Genomic DNA, 15866 nt, shown 5'->3' with positions numbered 1-15866 from the left:
AATGAAAGTTTATAGTAAATTAGCAGCAATAATGATTATAAGTTTTGGTTTGCTAGTAGGTTGCAGTAGTTCAAAGGATGAAGCTATCAGTCAAGCAAAACAGGTAGCGGAGTCAACATTTAATGGGCCGGCCGAAAAGACTACGGAAACAACGAAAGGGTTTAGTTATTATTTGCCAGAGGGATTTAAAGTGAAGGATGAATTTGAAAACAATGTTATCCTATCAAAAGGAAACCAGGAATATATATTATTTGTAAATTCGCATGAGTCACTTCATAGCGATGTTATTTTTAATGAAATCAAAGGTGCGAAGGATGAAAAAGGGATAGAAACATTTAAAGGCGAGGACAGATTTGGGTACATAAGTATATCCCCTGGTGAGGACAAAAAGTACGAATTAATAGTTGGTATCGGTGGTGTTAAAACGACAACAATGACAACAACAAATGATATGGTAGAAAATGCAAAAAATATGATGATCATTGCTAATTCTGTGGAGTATGGCCAAGAGGGAAAAGAAGAAAAAGTAGAAAATAAAGATAATACAAAAGAACAATTGGATTTAGGTAAAGCAAAAGAAGGGGAACAAAAAAAGAATGAAAATGACAAGTAATAAGATGAAAGATCTTTTAATGGAACGACTAATGCGGAGTAGCTGGACTATAGAGTATGACCATAAAAATGAACAGCTTCGAATTGAGGATACTGAATCGAAAAAAGGTGTTGCAGTTTCAGTACCGACGGTCGTTTCTAAGTGGGAAGATCGAAAAGAAGGGGCCGTTGATGAAATAGTCTATTATGTTGAAGAAGCATTAAAAGCGATGTCTGATAAACAAAACTTATCAGGAAAGGAAAAGAACATTTTTCCTGTTATCCGTTCGACTTCTTTTCCGATAGAAACTAAAGACGGCAAAAAGTTAATTTTTGAAGAACACACTGCTGAAACAAGAATTTATTATGCACTTGATTTAGGTTCATCTTATCGCTTGATCGATTTATCTTTTGCGGAGCAAGAAGGGTGGAAGGAAGAACAAATTAAACAGGTGGCCCGCTTTAATGTAAGGTCATTGGATTATAATTATAAAAAAGATATCGTCGCAGGCAATCAATTTTATTTTGTAAATACAAATGATGGGTATGATGCAAGTCGAATCTTAAATGATTCCCTATTAGAAAAGATGTCTTCTTTAATAGAAGGAACGATGACCGTAGCCATTCCACATCAAGATGTTTTAATTTTCGGTGATATCAGAAATGATAAAGGTTATCATATACTCGGTCAAATGACAATGCATTTTTTTGCTGAAGGACGTGTACCAATTACTGCGCTTCCATTCTTATATGAAAATAAAGAGCTTGAGCCTATTTTTGTTTTGGCTCAAAATAAACAAGAGTAACATTAAGGCTTTAGAAAGAGTGATAGGAATGAATAATTGGTTTAAAAAATTATTTGGTTTGGAACAAGAGGAAGATGAAAATAGACCGAATGAGATATCTGATCAAGAAATAAAAAGACAACAACAGAGCAGCTTTTACAAGAGCTCAAATAAAGAGGCTCGGGTTGTCTATGATTATCCAAAAGGTCATTTTCGTTTTCCATTAATACCCGATGAAAACGATCAAGTAAAAGCAAATTCCAACATCAACACCAATATTTCTTCTAGAAGAATAGAGGAACAATGGCCTAAAGAAACCCGGGCTGCTTCTCAATATGCTTCAGGTATAACTAGAAAGGAATATCGCAGCCAGAGCAAAGAACGCAGCCGATCGAGAGACCGAGACCGCAGCCAAATAAGAGAACAAAGCGTAAATAAAGATACTAGTCAAAGCAGTGCTAGTAAGACTAAAAAAAGCCCATTTAAACCTACTGAAGTGCCATCACCAATTTATGGATTTAATAGACCGAAACCAGAACCAGAACCTATTTTAAATCACGAAGAGGTTTCAGCCACGGTTGAAATTTTTGAAGAAAAAATAACCGCCCCAAATATGGTGGATTACGTAAATGACATTGTAGAGGAATCTCAAGATGATCATTTCAAGCAAGAGGAATTTAGCTCGACCATAATCGAAGAGGATATCTATGAGGAGCCCATTATTCCTGAACAGGTTGGAGTGAAGGAAGAGGAGGAAGAAAAAGAAGAAAAAGAAGAAGCTTCAGAAGCAGCTGCGAGTACCGAAACAATAGAAACGGTAACCCCAGATGAAACAGCTACCGAGACTGTTGACGAAATAGTTGTTACTACTAATGAAACTAAGGAAGAAAGTCGCAAAAGGCATGGTGTTCCGTTCAATGTGATGATGCTGAAGCAGGACAGAGAATCAATTAAAAAGACTCCGCCTACGAACGAAATCCAACCACTGAAAGAAAGTAATCTAAATAAGCCTCCATTAAGTCTTCTTGATATTCCGCCACTTGAGGTTGAAGAGGATGAAGAGTGGCTTCATGAACAGAGCCGCCTTTTAGATCATGCATTTGTAAGCTTTAATGTGGGGGCTAAGGTAGTGAAAGCAACTAAGGGTCCTGCTGTCACTCAATTTGAGGTACAGCCGGATATGGGAGTTCGAGTTAATAAAATTACTAATTTATCAGATGATTTGAAGCTGGCTTTAGCAGCGAAGGATATCCGGATTGAAGCACCCATTCCAGGTAAAAGTACGGTTGGTATTGAGGTTCCTAATCGGAAAAGCCGTGCCGTATTAATACGTGAGATATTGCGTAGCCCTGTTTTTCAAAGGGATAAATCACCGCTTGTCGTGGCGCTGGGTCTAGACATTTCCGGTCAACCGATTGTGACTGATCTTAAAAAAATGCCCCATGGTTTGATAGCTGGTGCTACAGGGTCGGGAAAAAGTGTTTGTATTAATTCAATCATTATTAGTTTGTTATATAAAGCTTCCCCACATGAAGTGAAGCTTATGTTAATTGACCCAAAAATGGTTGAGCTTGCACCCTATAACGGCATTCCACATCTAGTCAGTCCGGTTATAACAGATGTAAAAGCGGCGACAGCTGCCCTGAAATGGGCCGTAGAGGAAATGGAGCGTCGTTATGAACTATTTGCGCACGAAGGGGTTCGGGATATTTCTCGCTTTAATGAAAAAGTTCAACAAGAGGACCCTAAAGCGGAAATTATGCCGTACTTAGTCATCGTTATCGATGAGTTGGCAGATTTAATGATGGTTTCACCAGCAGATGTTGAAGATGCTATTTGTCGTATCGCCCAGAAGGCTCGTGCATGTGGAATCCATTTGCTATTAGCAACACAAAGGCCTTCGGTCGATGTTATCACGGGATTAATAAAAGCCAATGTTCCTACTAGAATTGCATTTTCTGTTTCCTCACAAGTAGATTCAAGAACTATAATAGATATTAGTGGGGCCGAAAAACTGCTTGGTAGAGGAGATATGCTCTTCCTAGAAAATGGTTCAAACAAACCGGTACGTATCCAAGGAAATTTTGTTAAAGATGAAGAGATTGAAAGAGTGACCTATTTTGTAAGAAAACAAATGAAACCTAACTATCTATTTGTTCAAGAGGAGCTTATTAAGCAATCCGTAGATTATGGAGTGGATGACGAATTGTTTGAGGAAGCTTGTCAATTTGTTATTGAACAAGAAGGGGCATCTGCTTCCAGCCTGCAACGCCGTTTTCGGATAGGCTATAACCGGGCTGCTAGATTAGTAGATATGATGGAAGCCCAAGGCATCGTCTCTGAAGCAAAAGGTTCAAAGCCACGTGAGGTTCTCGTTTCAAAAGAGCAGGTAGAAAATAATTTTCAATCATGATTTAAACTACAACAAATGACAAAAGATATGTATAATGGAAAATATATTTAACTAAGCGCCAAGGCGCATTTGATAATAAAACAGGCTCGTTATTTTTAATGTAACATATACTTAACCATAGCTACGATTTGGATTGTGGAGGTTCTTTTTATGAAAGTTTACCACTTTGTTGGAATCAAGGGGACTGGAATGAGTGCATTAGCACAAATTCTTCATGATATGAATTATGAGGTTCAAGGTTCTGACGTTGATAAACGCTTTTTTACACAGCAAGCATTGGAAAATAAAAATATAAAAATCTTACCTTTTTCAAAAGAGAATATAAAAAGTGACCAAATTATCATTGCGGGAAATGCTTTTCCCGATGATCACGAAGAAATTAAAGAAGCGTTAAATCAAGGTTTACCTGTGTTTCGATACCATCATTTCTTAGGAGATCTGATTGAAAAATCGATAAGTATTGCTGTTAGTGGCGCACATGGGAAAACATCAACTACAGGGCTATTAGCACATGTATTGAAAGCAGCAGAACCAACATCTTATCTTATTGGTGATGGAACTGGGGAAGGTACGGAAAACGCAAAGTATTTTGCATTTGAGGCATGTGAGTATAGACGTCATTTTCTAGAATATTTTCCTGATTATGCGATCATGACGAATATTGATTTTGACCATCCGGATTATTTCAGTGGCATTGAAGATGTTTTCGATGCTTTCCAACAGATGGCATTGCAAGTAAAAAAAGGGATCATCGCCTGCGGTGATGACGAACAATTACAGAAAATACATGCAAATGTACCTGTATTGTTTTATGGATTTAATCAGGAAAATGACTTCCAGGCTAGAAATGTTAATAAAACACCAGATGGAACATCATTTGATGTCTTTATTAGACATACTTTTTATTCGTCTTTTAGCATTCCTACCTATGGTGACCATAATGTACTTAATGCGTTGGCTGTTATAGCATTATGTCATTATGAAGAAATACCTGTTGATATCATTAAAAGTCAGCTTTTAACCTATCAAGGGGTAAAAAGAAGGTTTAGTGAAAAAAAGGTTGGAAATCAAGTATTAATTGATGACTATGCCCATCATCCAACTGAAATTAGAGCTACAATTGAGGCGGCACGCCAAAAATATCCTGATCGTGAAGTGGTGGCGATTTTCCAACCGCATACTTTCACAAGAACCCAGACTTTTTTAAATGAATTTGCTGAAAGCTTGAGTGGTGCCGATTATGTATATTTATGTGATATTTTCGGTTCTGCTAGGGAGAATAATGGCAACTTAACAATCGGTGATTTGATGGATAAAATCGATAAGTCTGAGTTGATTACAGAAGACAATACTTCCATACTAAAAAAGCACGACAATGGGGTATTAATCTTTATGGGTGCTGGCGATATACAAAAGTTCCAGGTTGCTTATGAGGAAGAATTGAAAAAAAAATGCTAAGATGAGACAGGGCTGCCTTTAATGCAGCCCTGTTTTCTATATACGAGTAACAGGACAAAATTAAATTTTGAATGAAAACGTAAATTTTCAGAATTTTGTAGCTGATAGCGAACTATTTACTCAAACCGAAGGTTTGAGTTTTTACTTTTTTTGTAAGTAGTTCTAAAAAAGGGCATACTTATTCCGCTTACAGCTACAGAATTACAATAAATAGTAACGTTATGTGGTTAGTTTTATCCAACCACGGTATAACTGTCCTGATTCTTAATTACACCACTTTTGCTTTTTCGTTTCCTAAGCAATAAAAACAGGGGTATCTTCGTTAGAATGAGTCTCCGCTCTATGCAGATTTCTGTAATCACTTTTAGGCGATAGTATTATATTTCACATAAAGCAGTAGAACACTATTTATAATTTACTAACACTATTATTCTATCGCAATTAAGAACGAGCCATTGGGTATTTATCTAGTTTTCTGAAATTCTAAATAAGTTAAGGTTTACAACTAGCCATAATTTCTCTCTTTAATAGTTGAGTTATTCAAAAATACGAATCGGCATGGTAGGTCCCGGACAAGCCTGCACATTTCGTTAAGTCCAAATAATTCGCGTTTAAGAATAACAATAACTTATGAAAGAAGGAATATTAATGGCATTAGGTTGTGATACCGCGACAGCTATCAATGCGGCTCGACTGCAGACGCTTGTAAACGGAGGTTACACTTTTGTGGGGAGATACCTAGCGGGAAGCTATGCTTTGACAGCTTCGGAGAAAAGTATTATTACTGGCGGCGGTCTCTTCATTGTTTCGATTTGGGAAAAAGGTTCGCCCACTAGCTCTTCCTATTTTACCGCAGCCAAGGGTACATCTGATGCTACCGACGCAATCGCTGCAGCCAAAGCAATTGGGCAACCTCTTGGTACTCCGATCTACTTCACAGTAGATTATGATGCAAGTACGAGTGACATTACCGGCCCGATTAAGAATTACTTACAGGCTGTCAAAGCTGTATTTGCCACACAGAATTATCCCTATGAGCTTGGCTTGTATGGTTCGGGAGCAGTGCTTTCTTATTATCAAAATACATTTACCTACCCTTGGCTTGCCGGGTCGACTGGGTGGAGTGGTTCAAAAACATACACCGGATATGTGCTTAAACAGTACGCAAACAACACCAGCATCGGCAGTGGAACTGGTCAGATTACAATTGACAAGGACGATTCAAATGGTGCGGCTGGTGGTTGGAAATAAATCCGGTTTTTCTCCGGTGACTTGCCTCTAACTGGTCAGAGCTGGGCAGATAAGCTGCCCAGCTCTGATTCATGATAGAGGATTTTTTATACCATAAAAAAGTAGCAATGGTAAATAAAAAGCATAGATGTGCACTATACTCCCCACATACAAAATTGTTTATTTATTTGTGAAATTGTAAGAGCTGTCTAATGAAGGTGTATCGACAAGGATGCACTTTTTTGCTTGACAGTCGAAGGTTATGTCTATATAGAGGTCACCATGAACGAACTTGCAGGTAAAATACATAATTCTTCTTGTGACGAAATGTTTATCCGTGATATATTTTAAAAGAACAATGGACCTATGAAACACATTATTCAGTCTTTCCTCAAGCAAAAAATTTCCAACAGGGATTCTTACCACGACTTTATGCGAGGACAAGAAAAAGTTAAAAGAAAGGTTGATCAGAATTATGAAATTCAACAAGAAACTCGCATGGATGTCCGCACTAGCAGCACTAGCGCTTATTTTAGCAGGATGTGCAACAACATTCGGAGCTGTAAAAAATTCAGATAATGGTGCTAAACTCGAAACAAACATGATAACGGACGGGACAGCATATTCGAGAAAAGCAGATGGAACAGTTTATAATTGGCGCCACATAGGTGGCTCCTATTCTCTTGATGAAGGTGGCAATGTAACGATTTCCTACGGCGACGGCATGAACTCAGTCAAAGCTCCGTTAGTTCTATCCTCGGATGTAGGCGATGCGAAACCGAACCCCGAAAACACCGGATTCTTTATCTCAGATGAATTAACAGCCATTGCCTACGGAGAACCCGATTCTCCCGCCCTCATTACGGTAATCAAAAGTGTAGACCGTGGCAAATCTTGGGATAAAGTGAGTATTGACTTTGATAATAACGTATCATGGATTAATATCGGATTTACAACCAAGAATGATGGCTGGATGGTTATATGTAGTTTTGTTGGCATGGGGCAAGAACTGCACTATCTCTATACAACCTCTGATGGAGGTAAATCTTGGACGTTTGTTGATGGGAATATAAACGACGTATACAATAGAATGCTGAGCAGTGCTGGCTTTATTAATGACAAAATAGGTTTTGTTGGTTTCCGCTATGAGTCCGATTCCCAGGCAATGATCTATATGACGCAAGATGGAGGTCTAACATGGAGCAAGGTTAACATTGGATTGCCGGAGGAGTATCAGAAATACAAGCAAACACCTCTCTCACCTGCCTTTGACGGGGAGAACATCGTCTTGCCAATCCTTCTTACTAATGAAAAAGGAGAAGTTAAAACAGTTTACATGACGAGTTCTGATGATGGCCGATCATGGAAGTCCGATAATAGTTAAAATAATAGTTTTTCTGCCAGTATATTGAACTGTCGTACGGCGAAATTCAAGGTAAGCGCGAAATAAAACAAGCGCACCTCACAGTATGCATCACAAATTACCACGAAAACCAGTGAAATAGTAAAACATATCATGAGCACACAATATGATAATGAAAATGGAGTCAGGAATGAATCGTAGGCAGATAGTTTTAAAATTGGGGAAGTGCAAGTATATTTCGTAGTTTAGGTGATTACCCGGAAACTTGGATACACATAGAATAATAATATTAGTATTAAGTTATAAAACAAAGAGGGGGTTGTCCAATGCAACCCCTTTTAACAGAGTATGATATTGTAGACTAAAATAGATCTAGAGAAGTATATACCGCAACTTGGCAAGAACCTCTACGGTCTGCTATCCCGGTCAAAACTTGAAGTGATGAACATCTGGCTTGCCCGAACAAGCTAGCATATCCACCACACCTCTCCTAATAAGTTGTTAGTGTTAATCTCTTTGTTGAGCATCAGGAATTTTTAAAATAATTTATTTTTTGTACGTATCACCAATCTGTTGCAAAATATCTTTCAGCTTTTGTGGAAATGGTACTCCCATTTTAGCGGTGTTTTCTAGTATGCTAATCCCTTCATTTGTTAGATAAAACATAATAATCATAGTCCTGATAGTGCTACCGGTGCTGATAATATATTGGTCAATTATATTTCCAACAGAAACAAGAACAAATATCAAAATTTTTTTAAATATACTTTTGAATCCGATATTACTTGAAAGTTTCTTTTCATAAATTGCTAAAAGAATTCCCGTTAAGTAATCAAGTGATACAAACGCAACCAATGCATAGATTAGAGAGTCAAAGATTCCCAAGAAACTACCCAAATATCCTCCTAACAGGGCTAATATCATCTTTAAATTCTGAATAAACGTATCCATGTTAATATACCGCCATATTTATTGATTGGTCTTAAACCATTTTTTTAATTTTTTTAATGCTCTATTTTTCGTCTGATTAACTGCTTGTCTACTAATTCCATAAATAGATGCTATCTCTGTTACAGTGTAGTTCAACAGGTAATACTTTTTGATAATTGATAGTTCTAATTTAGTCAGTACATGATCAATACCTGTCAAATCTAAGTTAAAGTATGTATCAGAGGTAGCCGATGCAACTTCGGCATAGTGTTCCACACTGTATAAGTGGTTACCGATTAAAATTAAAAGGGTTAGATGCCACAAAAGAACAATCCATTCACAATAACTGGTAACGTTATGCGGTTAGTTACGTAGTTTTTGGTCTTTTATTTTTCTTGAATTTATAGATTAATTGTCGAGTTTTTTCCCATAAGCCCTTTTCAATCATAATCTGATCAAATCGCTCAATGTTTTAAGGGATGAAATCTGTGTAAAACCACAAATAGTGCGGAAATCCAACCACTTGAAGATGAACACTTGAAACCATTATTTCCACATGGAAAGTGAGCTAAAATAAATGGCTTAAACAATGCATAAAAGTCGATATCTTTCCTACCTCTGGATGATTTTTGATTGAACATTCATTATGTGGCAGAAAGGGGAATGATTCTTCTTGCAAGTATCAGAATCCTTTTGATTTTTCTTGTTCCGATAACGTTCAAATCGAGATTTTGTGTATTCTTGTTCAATGGGAGCGAAAACGTCCTCCCAAGGGAAGTCAAGCGCTAGTTTTACATAGGGGAGATGGCGCAAAGAGGAAAAGTTATCTTGCATAAATGAAAAGAATGGTTGAAGGTAGATTACTTTAGAATAAGATTTTGGTAAAATAGAGATTACCGTAATGAGCCCATGATTTTGGTCTTATTTCGCCTACGGTATTTGACAAATCACTTCCGGGTCGTTCTAGGCAGTAGTTGTGGGAACACATTTGTTGTTAAATATTAAACGAAGTCAATATTATCAAGAGTTAGAGAATTTTGTCTATTAGCTCTACATTTAGCGAAAATGTCTGGTATATTGTAATTGGAATGTACTAATTAAAAGGAGGAATTCTAGCAATGATCGAAATTTTATATTTTAGTGTAGCATTAATCGCAATTGCCTTTACAATCCTCGTCATTTACTTGAACAAAATGCTTAATTCTGTTAAACACACATTGGACAGCGTCGCACAAACACTTGATGGACTTGAAAAACAGCTGCAAGGCGTCACCTCTGAGACTACAACTCTTCTTCACAAGACGAATGAATTAATGGATGATGTACAAAAGAAGTCTGAAGCTTTAAATGTGTTAGTGACATCCTTCTCAGAAATAGGTGAGACCGTTCACCGTCTAAACTCTTCAATCCGTAAAGTTTCAGATAAAGTAAGCAATGAAGCTGAGCATAAAAATGAATCAGTCTCACAGGTTGTCAGCTGGGGTTCTGCTGCAATTGATATATGGAAGCGAATTAAAGAAAATAAAAAACAAAAAATTGAGGTGGGAGAATGAGTAAAACGCAAGTAACAACGATTGAGGAATTTGAAACTATTGTTAGTACCAACGATCACTTTTTACTAATAAAACATAGCTTAACTTGCCCGATTAGTGGAAATGCGTTTGAAGAATATGAGAATTTTACTAAAGAAATGGATTACCCTACATATTACTTATATGTTCAAGATGCAAGACCACTTTCCAATTATATTGCGGAAACGTTTGCAGTTAAGCATGAATCACCACAAGCTTTATTATTTGAAAATGGCAAAGTGAAATGGCATGCCTCACATTGGGATATTACAAAATCCAGTTTAAAACAAGCGATTGAAAACTAAAAAACAGCCCTAATTGGGCTGTTTTTGTATCGCTGGCCATTGAATTAAAAGTTCATCACCCGGAGCCAATTTATCATAAAAAGTAGCATTCTTCCCATTTCTTAAAAGTGTAAAATTGCCGGAATGAACAGAAGGTAATTGTATTTTTACGTAACGGAATATGTCTTGAAAAATAAACGGTTCAATATTTTTTTCAACAGTTTGGATGTCGTCGCCTACAAATAACAAGGACTCCTCTTGAAGCAATTCTCCATTTCGGTATACTTCCATCACATTTTTGTGAAGTGTAATTTGCTCCCCATTAAAAATAACAGGTATTTGATAATTTAATGAAAGACCTTTTTCATTTAATAAATCTAGAAGCTTAGGCTGATTTTCCTTTTTGATTGTAATTTTATCCTTGTCGTAAATAGGCGAAGATAATTTAGTTTCTAGGCCGTTTTTGAAAAACTTCGTTGTAAACTTCGGTAACAGTACTTTTGTACGGTTTAAATAAATATGGAAAGATTCCGTTAATGGCAGAAGATTAAGACGCTGAAACAGCTCTTGAATTGTCTTTGGATAAACAGTTTCAACAGTGTCGTGGTCAGTTAACGCTTCTTCCATGGTAACTTTTTGTCCATTTTTATATATATCCATTTCGATTTGAATAGGGCGATCATTTAGCAATATTTGCAGGGATGGTTTTACCTCGATTAAATCTTTAATTTGAATTCGTGCCGCTTGTCCGTCCATTCCTTTTTCCACTACAATATGATCCCCATCAACAATTGTATCATCATCCAGCGTTGTATTTTGCCCATTTTTTGTGATTGTAGGCGCCTCTCCATGAATGCCGGGGATTGTTATGTCACGATTATTTAGTGTAATAATCATCGCCATTCCGGGCTTTCCATAAAGTTTATTTAACTCAATTCCAGATGCCAATAGACAATCCCCGACTGTTAGCTTTTTCATATCAAAAAGGCGAACCGTACGGTCGTTTACAGTTACAGTAATATACTGGATCGGATTTTTCCGGGCAGCAATGGCAATGCCGATTGGAGTTACTAGTTCTGGGCCTTTACTAATATGCTCTCTAAACTCCAGATCTTGTATGGCGTCGATTCCTCGAATGGCAACACGATTATTAGGCAGATTTAATTTTTTTGCTAAAAGCTGAGGCAACTCCGGTGTTAAACTGCCGCCCCCAACAAGCATGACAGCTTTAGGTGACTTATTATTATTTAAGGCTAGAATTTCATCACTTATGGCAGAAGTAAGCTTGTCCAAGCTGCCCATAATATTTTGAATCACTTCTTCTTTTGGAACCTCTGTTTCAAATCCTAAAATATCAGTGATTGTAATTTCATTTGAGCTAGACAGATCCCTTTTTGCTTTTTCAGCCAGCGGGAAATCAAGCAAGTATTGATCACTGATCGCTTCAGTAATTTCGTCACCGGCAACTGGGACCATGCCATAGGCAATAACGGTTCCTTCATCTGTAATCGCAATATCTGACGTACCAGCCCCAATATCCACTAGGGCAACATTTAACCTTCTCATCGACGGTGGAATGAGAACATTAATGGCGGCAATTGGTTCCAGGGTTAATGCATCCATTTCAAGATCAGCACGGTGGAGGGCAGCAATTAATGATTCGACCACAACCTTTGGTAAAAAAGTAGCGATTACTTCAACAGAGGCAACTTCACCCTGTTGGTCTACAAGACTACCGATTTCTTCATCATCCAATAAATATCTTAAAACAGAATAGCCGACACAATAATAGTGGGCGCTATGAACATTCGTATTTTCCGTCGCTAATTCTTTCTGTGCTTGTTGAACGGTCATTAATTCAAGATGTAAGATATCCTGTTTATTAATGATGGGTTTGCCGGCAATTCCAATGCTGACTTTTGCCCGTTTAGTTTTTAGGGCGCGGCCAGCCGCAGCCACGCAAACTTTATGTAACACACCATGTCTTGACTCTAGTATTTCTTTAATTTCTTTTACAAGCTTCGAAACTGAAAGAACATCATGGATTTGTCCATCCAGCATAGCCCGGTTCCCATGCTCTTTAAACTCAATATCTATTATTTCATAACCATTTTCTAGTTCTTTTAAAATAATTCCAACAACAGATCTCGTCCCAATATCCAGGGCAAAAATAGAAGATTGTTCGACCATGAAAAACACCTTTCTTTCAAAAAAATCCGAAAGTGACATTTAGTTCTATATTGTTTATAATAAACGTTAATCATTTAGAAATGTACCATAATTTTATTGTCTTATAAACATAAACAATTTAAAGGAGGATTCATAAATGAGCAATGTAGAATTAGAAACACTACGCGCCCAACTTGATGAAGTGAACTTAAAACTTCTAGAATTGATCAATAAACGTGGTGAAATTGTCCAAGAGATTGGTAAAGTTAAAGAAAAGCAAGGGGTTAACCGTTTTGACCCTGTGCGTGAACGTCATATGTTGAACTTAATTTTGGAAAATAATAATGGACCATTTGAAAACTCCACTATCCAGCATATTTTTAAAGAAATTTTCAAAGCTGGTTTAGAAATGCAAGAGGATGACCATCGTAAAGCACTCCTTGTGTCACGCAAGAAAAAGGCTGAAGATACGGTCATTGATATAAAAGGTGAAAAGATCGGGGATGGCAGCGTCCATTTTGTGATGGGGCCTTGTTCTGTTGAATCTTATGAGCAAACAAAAGCAGTGGCTGAGGCTATTAAAAAGCATGGTTTAAAGCTGTTGCGTGGCGGGGCTTATAAGCCTAGAACATCTCCATATGATTTCCAAGGCCTTGGTTTAGAAGGGTTAAAAATTTTAAAACAAATTGCGGATGAATTTGATCTTGCGGTCATCAGTGAAATCGTAACTCCATCTGATTTAGAAGCAGCTGTTGAATATCTGGATGTAGTCCAAATTGGTGCCCGTAATATGCAAAATTTCGAACTTTTAAAAGCGGCAGGGCAAATCGATAAACCAATCTTTTTAAAGCGGGGCTTATCAGCTACAATTTCAGAATTCGTAAATGCGGCTGAGTATATTTATTCCCGTGGAAATGGCAATATTATTTTATGTGAGCGGGGAATTCGCACATATGAAACAGCTACAAGAAATACATTAGACATTACAGCAGTTCCAATTCTTAAGCAGGAAACACATTTACCAGTAATGGTTGATGTTACACACTCTACCGGCAGAAGAGATTTATTATTACCAGCTGCTAAAGCAGCCATTGCCATTGGAGCGGATGGCGTTATGGCAGAGGTGCATCCCGACCCAGCTGTGGCACTATCAGATTCTGCACAGCAAATGGATATTCCAACTTTTGATAACTTTATTAAAGAACTATTTAAGAATGTAAAGGTAAGAGTCTAGTTAAAAAAATTTAAAAAAATTGAAAAAAGTATTAAAACCTGTATCATGTATTTGATGCAGGTTTTTTTTCGGTTTCTTAAACAAATGTGTACAATATATTAATTTTTTCAACTCATAATTTGTACTTGACAACAGTTTAAGCTACAATCAAAGTGAGTTTTAACGTATAATAATCATATTATTGGTCACTTTGTACGGATATAGAGGAGGATATACTTTGAATAATATAACGATATATGATGTTGCACGAGAAGCTGGAGTATCAATGGCAACGGTATCCCGTGTAGTAAACGGAAATCCAAATGTTAAACCATCAACAAGAAAGAAAGTATCAGAAGCGATTGAACGATTAGGATATCGACCTAATGCCGTTGCCCGCGGTCTTGCCAGCAAAAAGACAACAACAGTAGGTGTAATTATCCCGGATATTTCCAGCGTATTCTTTGCTGAACTTGCAAGGGGCATTGAAGATATTGCAACAATGTACAATTATAATATAATTTTGAGCAACTCTGACCAAAATAAAGAAAAAGAGTTGCATCTATTAAATACGATGCTTGGAAAGCAAGTGGACGGTATTGTCTTTATGGGTGGTTCGATTACAGAAGAGCATGTCGAGGAATTTAAAAAGTCTCCGGTTCCGATTGTGCTAGCGGCAACTATTGAAAAAAATCACGAGATTCCATCTGTTAATATTGATTATGAACAAGCTGCTTATGAGGCTGTTCATTTCCTTATTGAAAATGGTCATAAGGAAATTGGCTTTGTTTCTGGGCCAATTGAAGAACCTTCTAATAATGATTTGAAATTAGCCGGTTATAGAAGAGCGTTAGAGGAAGCTAATATAAGCTTTAATGAAGACTATATTTTTAATGGTGACTATACACATGAAGCTGGTTTAGAGGCTGTTCAGGAGTTTAAAGAAAAAGGCTTTAAACCAACAGCCATTTTTGCAGCAACAGATGAGATGGCTTTAGGTGTTATCCATGGTGCCCAAGATGAAGGCTTACATATTCCTGATGATCTTGAGGTAGTCGGCTTTGATAATACAAGACTTGCTGTTATGGTGCGACCACAGTTATCAACAGTTGTTCAGCCGACATATGATATTGGTGCTGTAGCTATGCGTTTATTAACAAAATATATGAATAAGGAAAAAGTGGAAGATCATATTGTTGTGTTGCCACATAGAATTGAGTTCCGCCAATCTACAAAATAAAATAATTGAATAGAACGTATTTTGGATAGCAAAAGCTATCCTTTTCTCATAGAAAAATCTATTATCGACCTATCTGGTTCCAGAGAATAGACTGGGTTTTATGTCGTAGTATCGGTCAAATGCGTATTAGTTTCCCATTTAGACGTCTAAGATTGAGCAAATGGAAATCAATGAGGGGGGATAATTCCTAGAGTCTGAGGAAGATCGGGAAACCGGGAATCATAGAGGGTGTATGATTCCCAGGATCTGAGGAAGACCAGGAAAATGGGAATCATAGAAGGCGTATGATTACCGAAATCAGAGGAAGACCAGGATAACGGGAATCATAGAACACAAATGAAGATCATTTCTTCTACTCTCCTAAAAAATGCGGCCACACCAAGGAGAGCCCTCACAGTCCTTATCCGCAAAAAGGAAAAATGCGGCCAAGCCAAGGGCGGAACCTGCACTCCCTGTCCGCAAAAACGAAAAATGCGGCCATGTCAAGGGTAGAACCCACACTCCTGTCCGCAATGCCGGAAAGCCCAGTTTCGGTCTTCTTCAAGCAATGCCTGCTGCACATTATGACTCTAATTTTCACTATGAAAAATACTTAAAAGTTCACTATAAAGATTGTTAT

At 37.4% G+C, this 15866-nt stretch carries 13 protein-coding genes; 10 read left to right on the top strand and 3 right to left on the bottom strand.

Annotated elements, in window-relative coordinates; genetic code table 11:
- Position 1 precedes the first annotated feature (1 nt).
- From P9E47_RS09390 to P9E47_RS09365, 6 genes are all read left to right on the top strand, one after another.
- Complete coding sequence (locus tag P9E47_RS09390; RefSeq protein ID WP_003333245.1) at positions 2 to 613, top strand: hypothetical protein; 612 nt, start codon at positions 2 to 4, stop codon at positions 611 to 613.
- Entirely contained in the window at positions 603 to 1397 is a 795-nt protein-coding gene (locus P9E47_RS09385) for a DUF1444 domain-containing protein (protein ID WP_326163295.1), read from the top strand. Before P9E47_RS09390 ends, P9E47_RS09385 begins: the two co-directional genes overlap by 11 nt.
- Positions 1398 to 1425: 28 nt before the next feature.
- The gene (locus tag P9E47_RS09380) at positions 1426 to 3789 is read left to right on the top strand and encodes a DNA translocase FtsK (protein WP_326163242.1); all 2364 of its coding nucleotides are present in this window, start codon (positions 1426 to 1428) and stop codon (positions 3787 to 3789) included.
- A gap of 150 nt (positions 3790 to 3939) precedes the next feature.
- Positions 3940 to 5247, top strand: a complete 1308-nt coding sequence (gene murC, locus P9E47_RS09375) for a UDP-N-acetylmuramate--L-alanine ligase (RefSeq protein ID WP_326163241.1) — start codon at positions 3940 to 3942, stop codon at positions 5245 to 5247.
- 630 nt (positions 5248 to 5877) lie between these two features.
- Complete coding sequence (locus P9E47_RS09370) at positions 5878 to 6498, top strand: glycoside hydrolase domain-containing protein (RefSeq protein ID WP_326163239.1); 621 nt, start codon at positions 5878 to 5880, stop codon at positions 6496 to 6498.
- A 454-nt stretch (positions 6499 to 6952) separates the two neighbouring features.
- Positions 6953 to 7861 (top strand): WD40/YVTN/BNR-like repeat-containing protein, encoded by a 909-nt coding sequence (locus P9E47_RS09365; protein WP_326163237.1) that lies wholly within the window; start codon positions 6953 to 6955, stop codon positions 7859 to 7861.
- Between the two features lie 525 nt (positions 7862 to 8386).
- Here P9E47_RS09365 and P9E47_RS09360 read toward each other — a convergent pair.
- Positions 8387 to 8791 (bottom strand): phage holin family protein, encoded by a 405-nt coding sequence (locus P9E47_RS09360; RefSeq protein ID WP_326163236.1) that lies wholly within the window; start codon positions 8789 to 8791, stop codon positions 8387 to 8389.
- 18 nt (positions 8792 to 8809) lie between these two features.
- Positions 8810 to 9046 carry a sigma factor-like helix-turn-helix DNA-binding protein gene (locus P9E47_RS22930; protein ID WP_407697178.1) on the bottom strand — a complete coding sequence of 79 codons (237 nt, stop codon included), beginning with the start codon at positions 9044 to 9046 and terminating at the stop codon, positions 8810 to 8812.
- An 842-nt stretch (positions 9047 to 9888) separates the two neighbouring features.
- Here P9E47_RS22930 and P9E47_RS09355 point away from each other — a divergent pair.
- Together P9E47_RS09355 and ytxJ are read left to right on the top strand one after the other, a co-directional pair.
- On the top strand, positions 9889 to 10323 hold the full coding sequence (locus tag P9E47_RS09355) for a DUF948 domain-containing protein (RefSeq protein ID WP_326152865.1): 435 nt from the start codon (positions 9889 to 9891) through the stop codon (positions 10321 to 10323).
- Positions 10320 to 10646, top strand: a complete 327-nt coding sequence (gene ytxJ / locus P9E47_RS09350) for a bacillithiol system redox-active protein YtxJ (RefSeq protein ID WP_326153773.1) — start codon at positions 10320 to 10322, stop codon at positions 10644 to 10646. Before P9E47_RS09355 ends, ytxJ begins: the two co-directional genes overlap by 4 nt.
- Before the next feature lie 9 nt (positions 10647 to 10655).
- On the opposite strand, the gene P9E47_RS09345 is transcribed toward ytxJ, so the two are convergent.
- On the bottom strand, positions 10656 to 12815 hold the full coding sequence (locus P9E47_RS09345; protein ID WP_326153774.1) for a cell division protein FtsA: 2160 nt from the start codon (positions 12813 to 12815) through the stop codon (positions 10656 to 10658).
- A gap of 136 nt (positions 12816 to 12951) precedes the next feature.
- Here P9E47_RS09345 and P9E47_RS09340 point away from each other — a divergent pair, with 136 nt between their 5' ends.
- Both P9E47_RS09340 and ccpA read left to right on the top strand, forming a co-directional pair.
- Positions 12952 to 14028, top strand: coding sequence for a bifunctional 3-deoxy-7-phosphoheptulonate synthase/chorismate mutase (locus P9E47_RS09340; RefSeq protein ID WP_326163234.1), 1077 nt, complete (start codon positions 12952 to 12954; stop codon positions 14026 to 14028).
- Positions 14029 to 14245: 217 nt separating this feature from the next.
- Positions 14246 to 15247: a catabolite control protein A gene (gene ccpA / locus P9E47_RS09335; RefSeq protein ID WP_035196683.1), complete on the top strand. Its 1002-nt coding sequence runs from the start codon at positions 14246 to 14248 to the stop codon at positions 15245 to 15247.
- Positions 15248 to 15866: the final 619 nt, after the last annotated feature.

It is taken from the genome of Schinkia azotoformans (assembly GCF_035811335.1).
Classification (GTDB): Bacteria; Bacillota; Bacilli; order Bacillales; family Bacillaceae_J; genus Schinkia; species Schinkia azotoformans.
Note: the sequence above shows the minus strand (reverse complement) of the source record. Positions and strands in the feature narration are given on the sequence as shown.

Coding starts and splice junctions, on each gene's coding strand:
- P9E47_RS09380 (WP_326163242.1), top strand. CDS start 1,426: ATGAATAATTGGTTTAAAAAATTATTTGGTTTGGAACAAGAGGAAGAT.
- P9E47_RS09390 (WP_003333245.1), top strand. CDS start 2: ATGAAAGTTTATAGTAAATTAGCAGCAATAATGATTATAAGTTTTGGT.
- P9E47_RS09370 (WP_326163239.1), top strand. CDS start 5,878: ATGAAAGAAGGAATATTAATGGCATTAGGTTGTGATACCGCGACAGCT.
- P9E47_RS09355 (WP_326152865.1), top strand. CDS start 9,889: ATGATCGAAATTTTATATTTTAGTGTAGCATTAATCGCAATTGCCTTT.
- ytxJ (WP_326153773.1), top strand. CDS start 10,320: ATGAGTAAAACGCAAGTAACAACGATTGAGGAATTTGAAACTATTGTT.
- murC (WP_326163241.1), top strand. CDS start 3,940: ATGAAAGTTTACCACTTTGTTGGAATCAAGGGGACTGGAATGAGTGCA.
- P9E47_RS09345 (WP_326153774.1), bottom strand. CDS start 12,815: ATGGTCGAACAATCTTCTATTTTTGCCCTGGATATTGGGACGAGATCT.
- P9E47_RS09385 (WP_326163295.1), top strand. CDS start 603: ATGACAAGTAATAAGATGAAAGATCTTTTAATGGAACGACTAATGCGG.
- P9E47_RS09365 (WP_326163237.1), top strand. CDS start 6,953: ATGAAATTCAACAAGAAACTCGCATGGATGTCCGCACTAGCAGCACTA.
- P9E47_RS09340 (WP_326163234.1), top strand. CDS start 12,952: ATGAGCAATGTAGAATTAGAAACACTACGCGCCCAACTTGATGAAGTG.
- P9E47_RS09360 (WP_326163236.1), bottom strand. CDS start 8,791: ATGGATACGTTTATTCAGAATTTAAAGATGATATTAGCCCTGTTAGGA.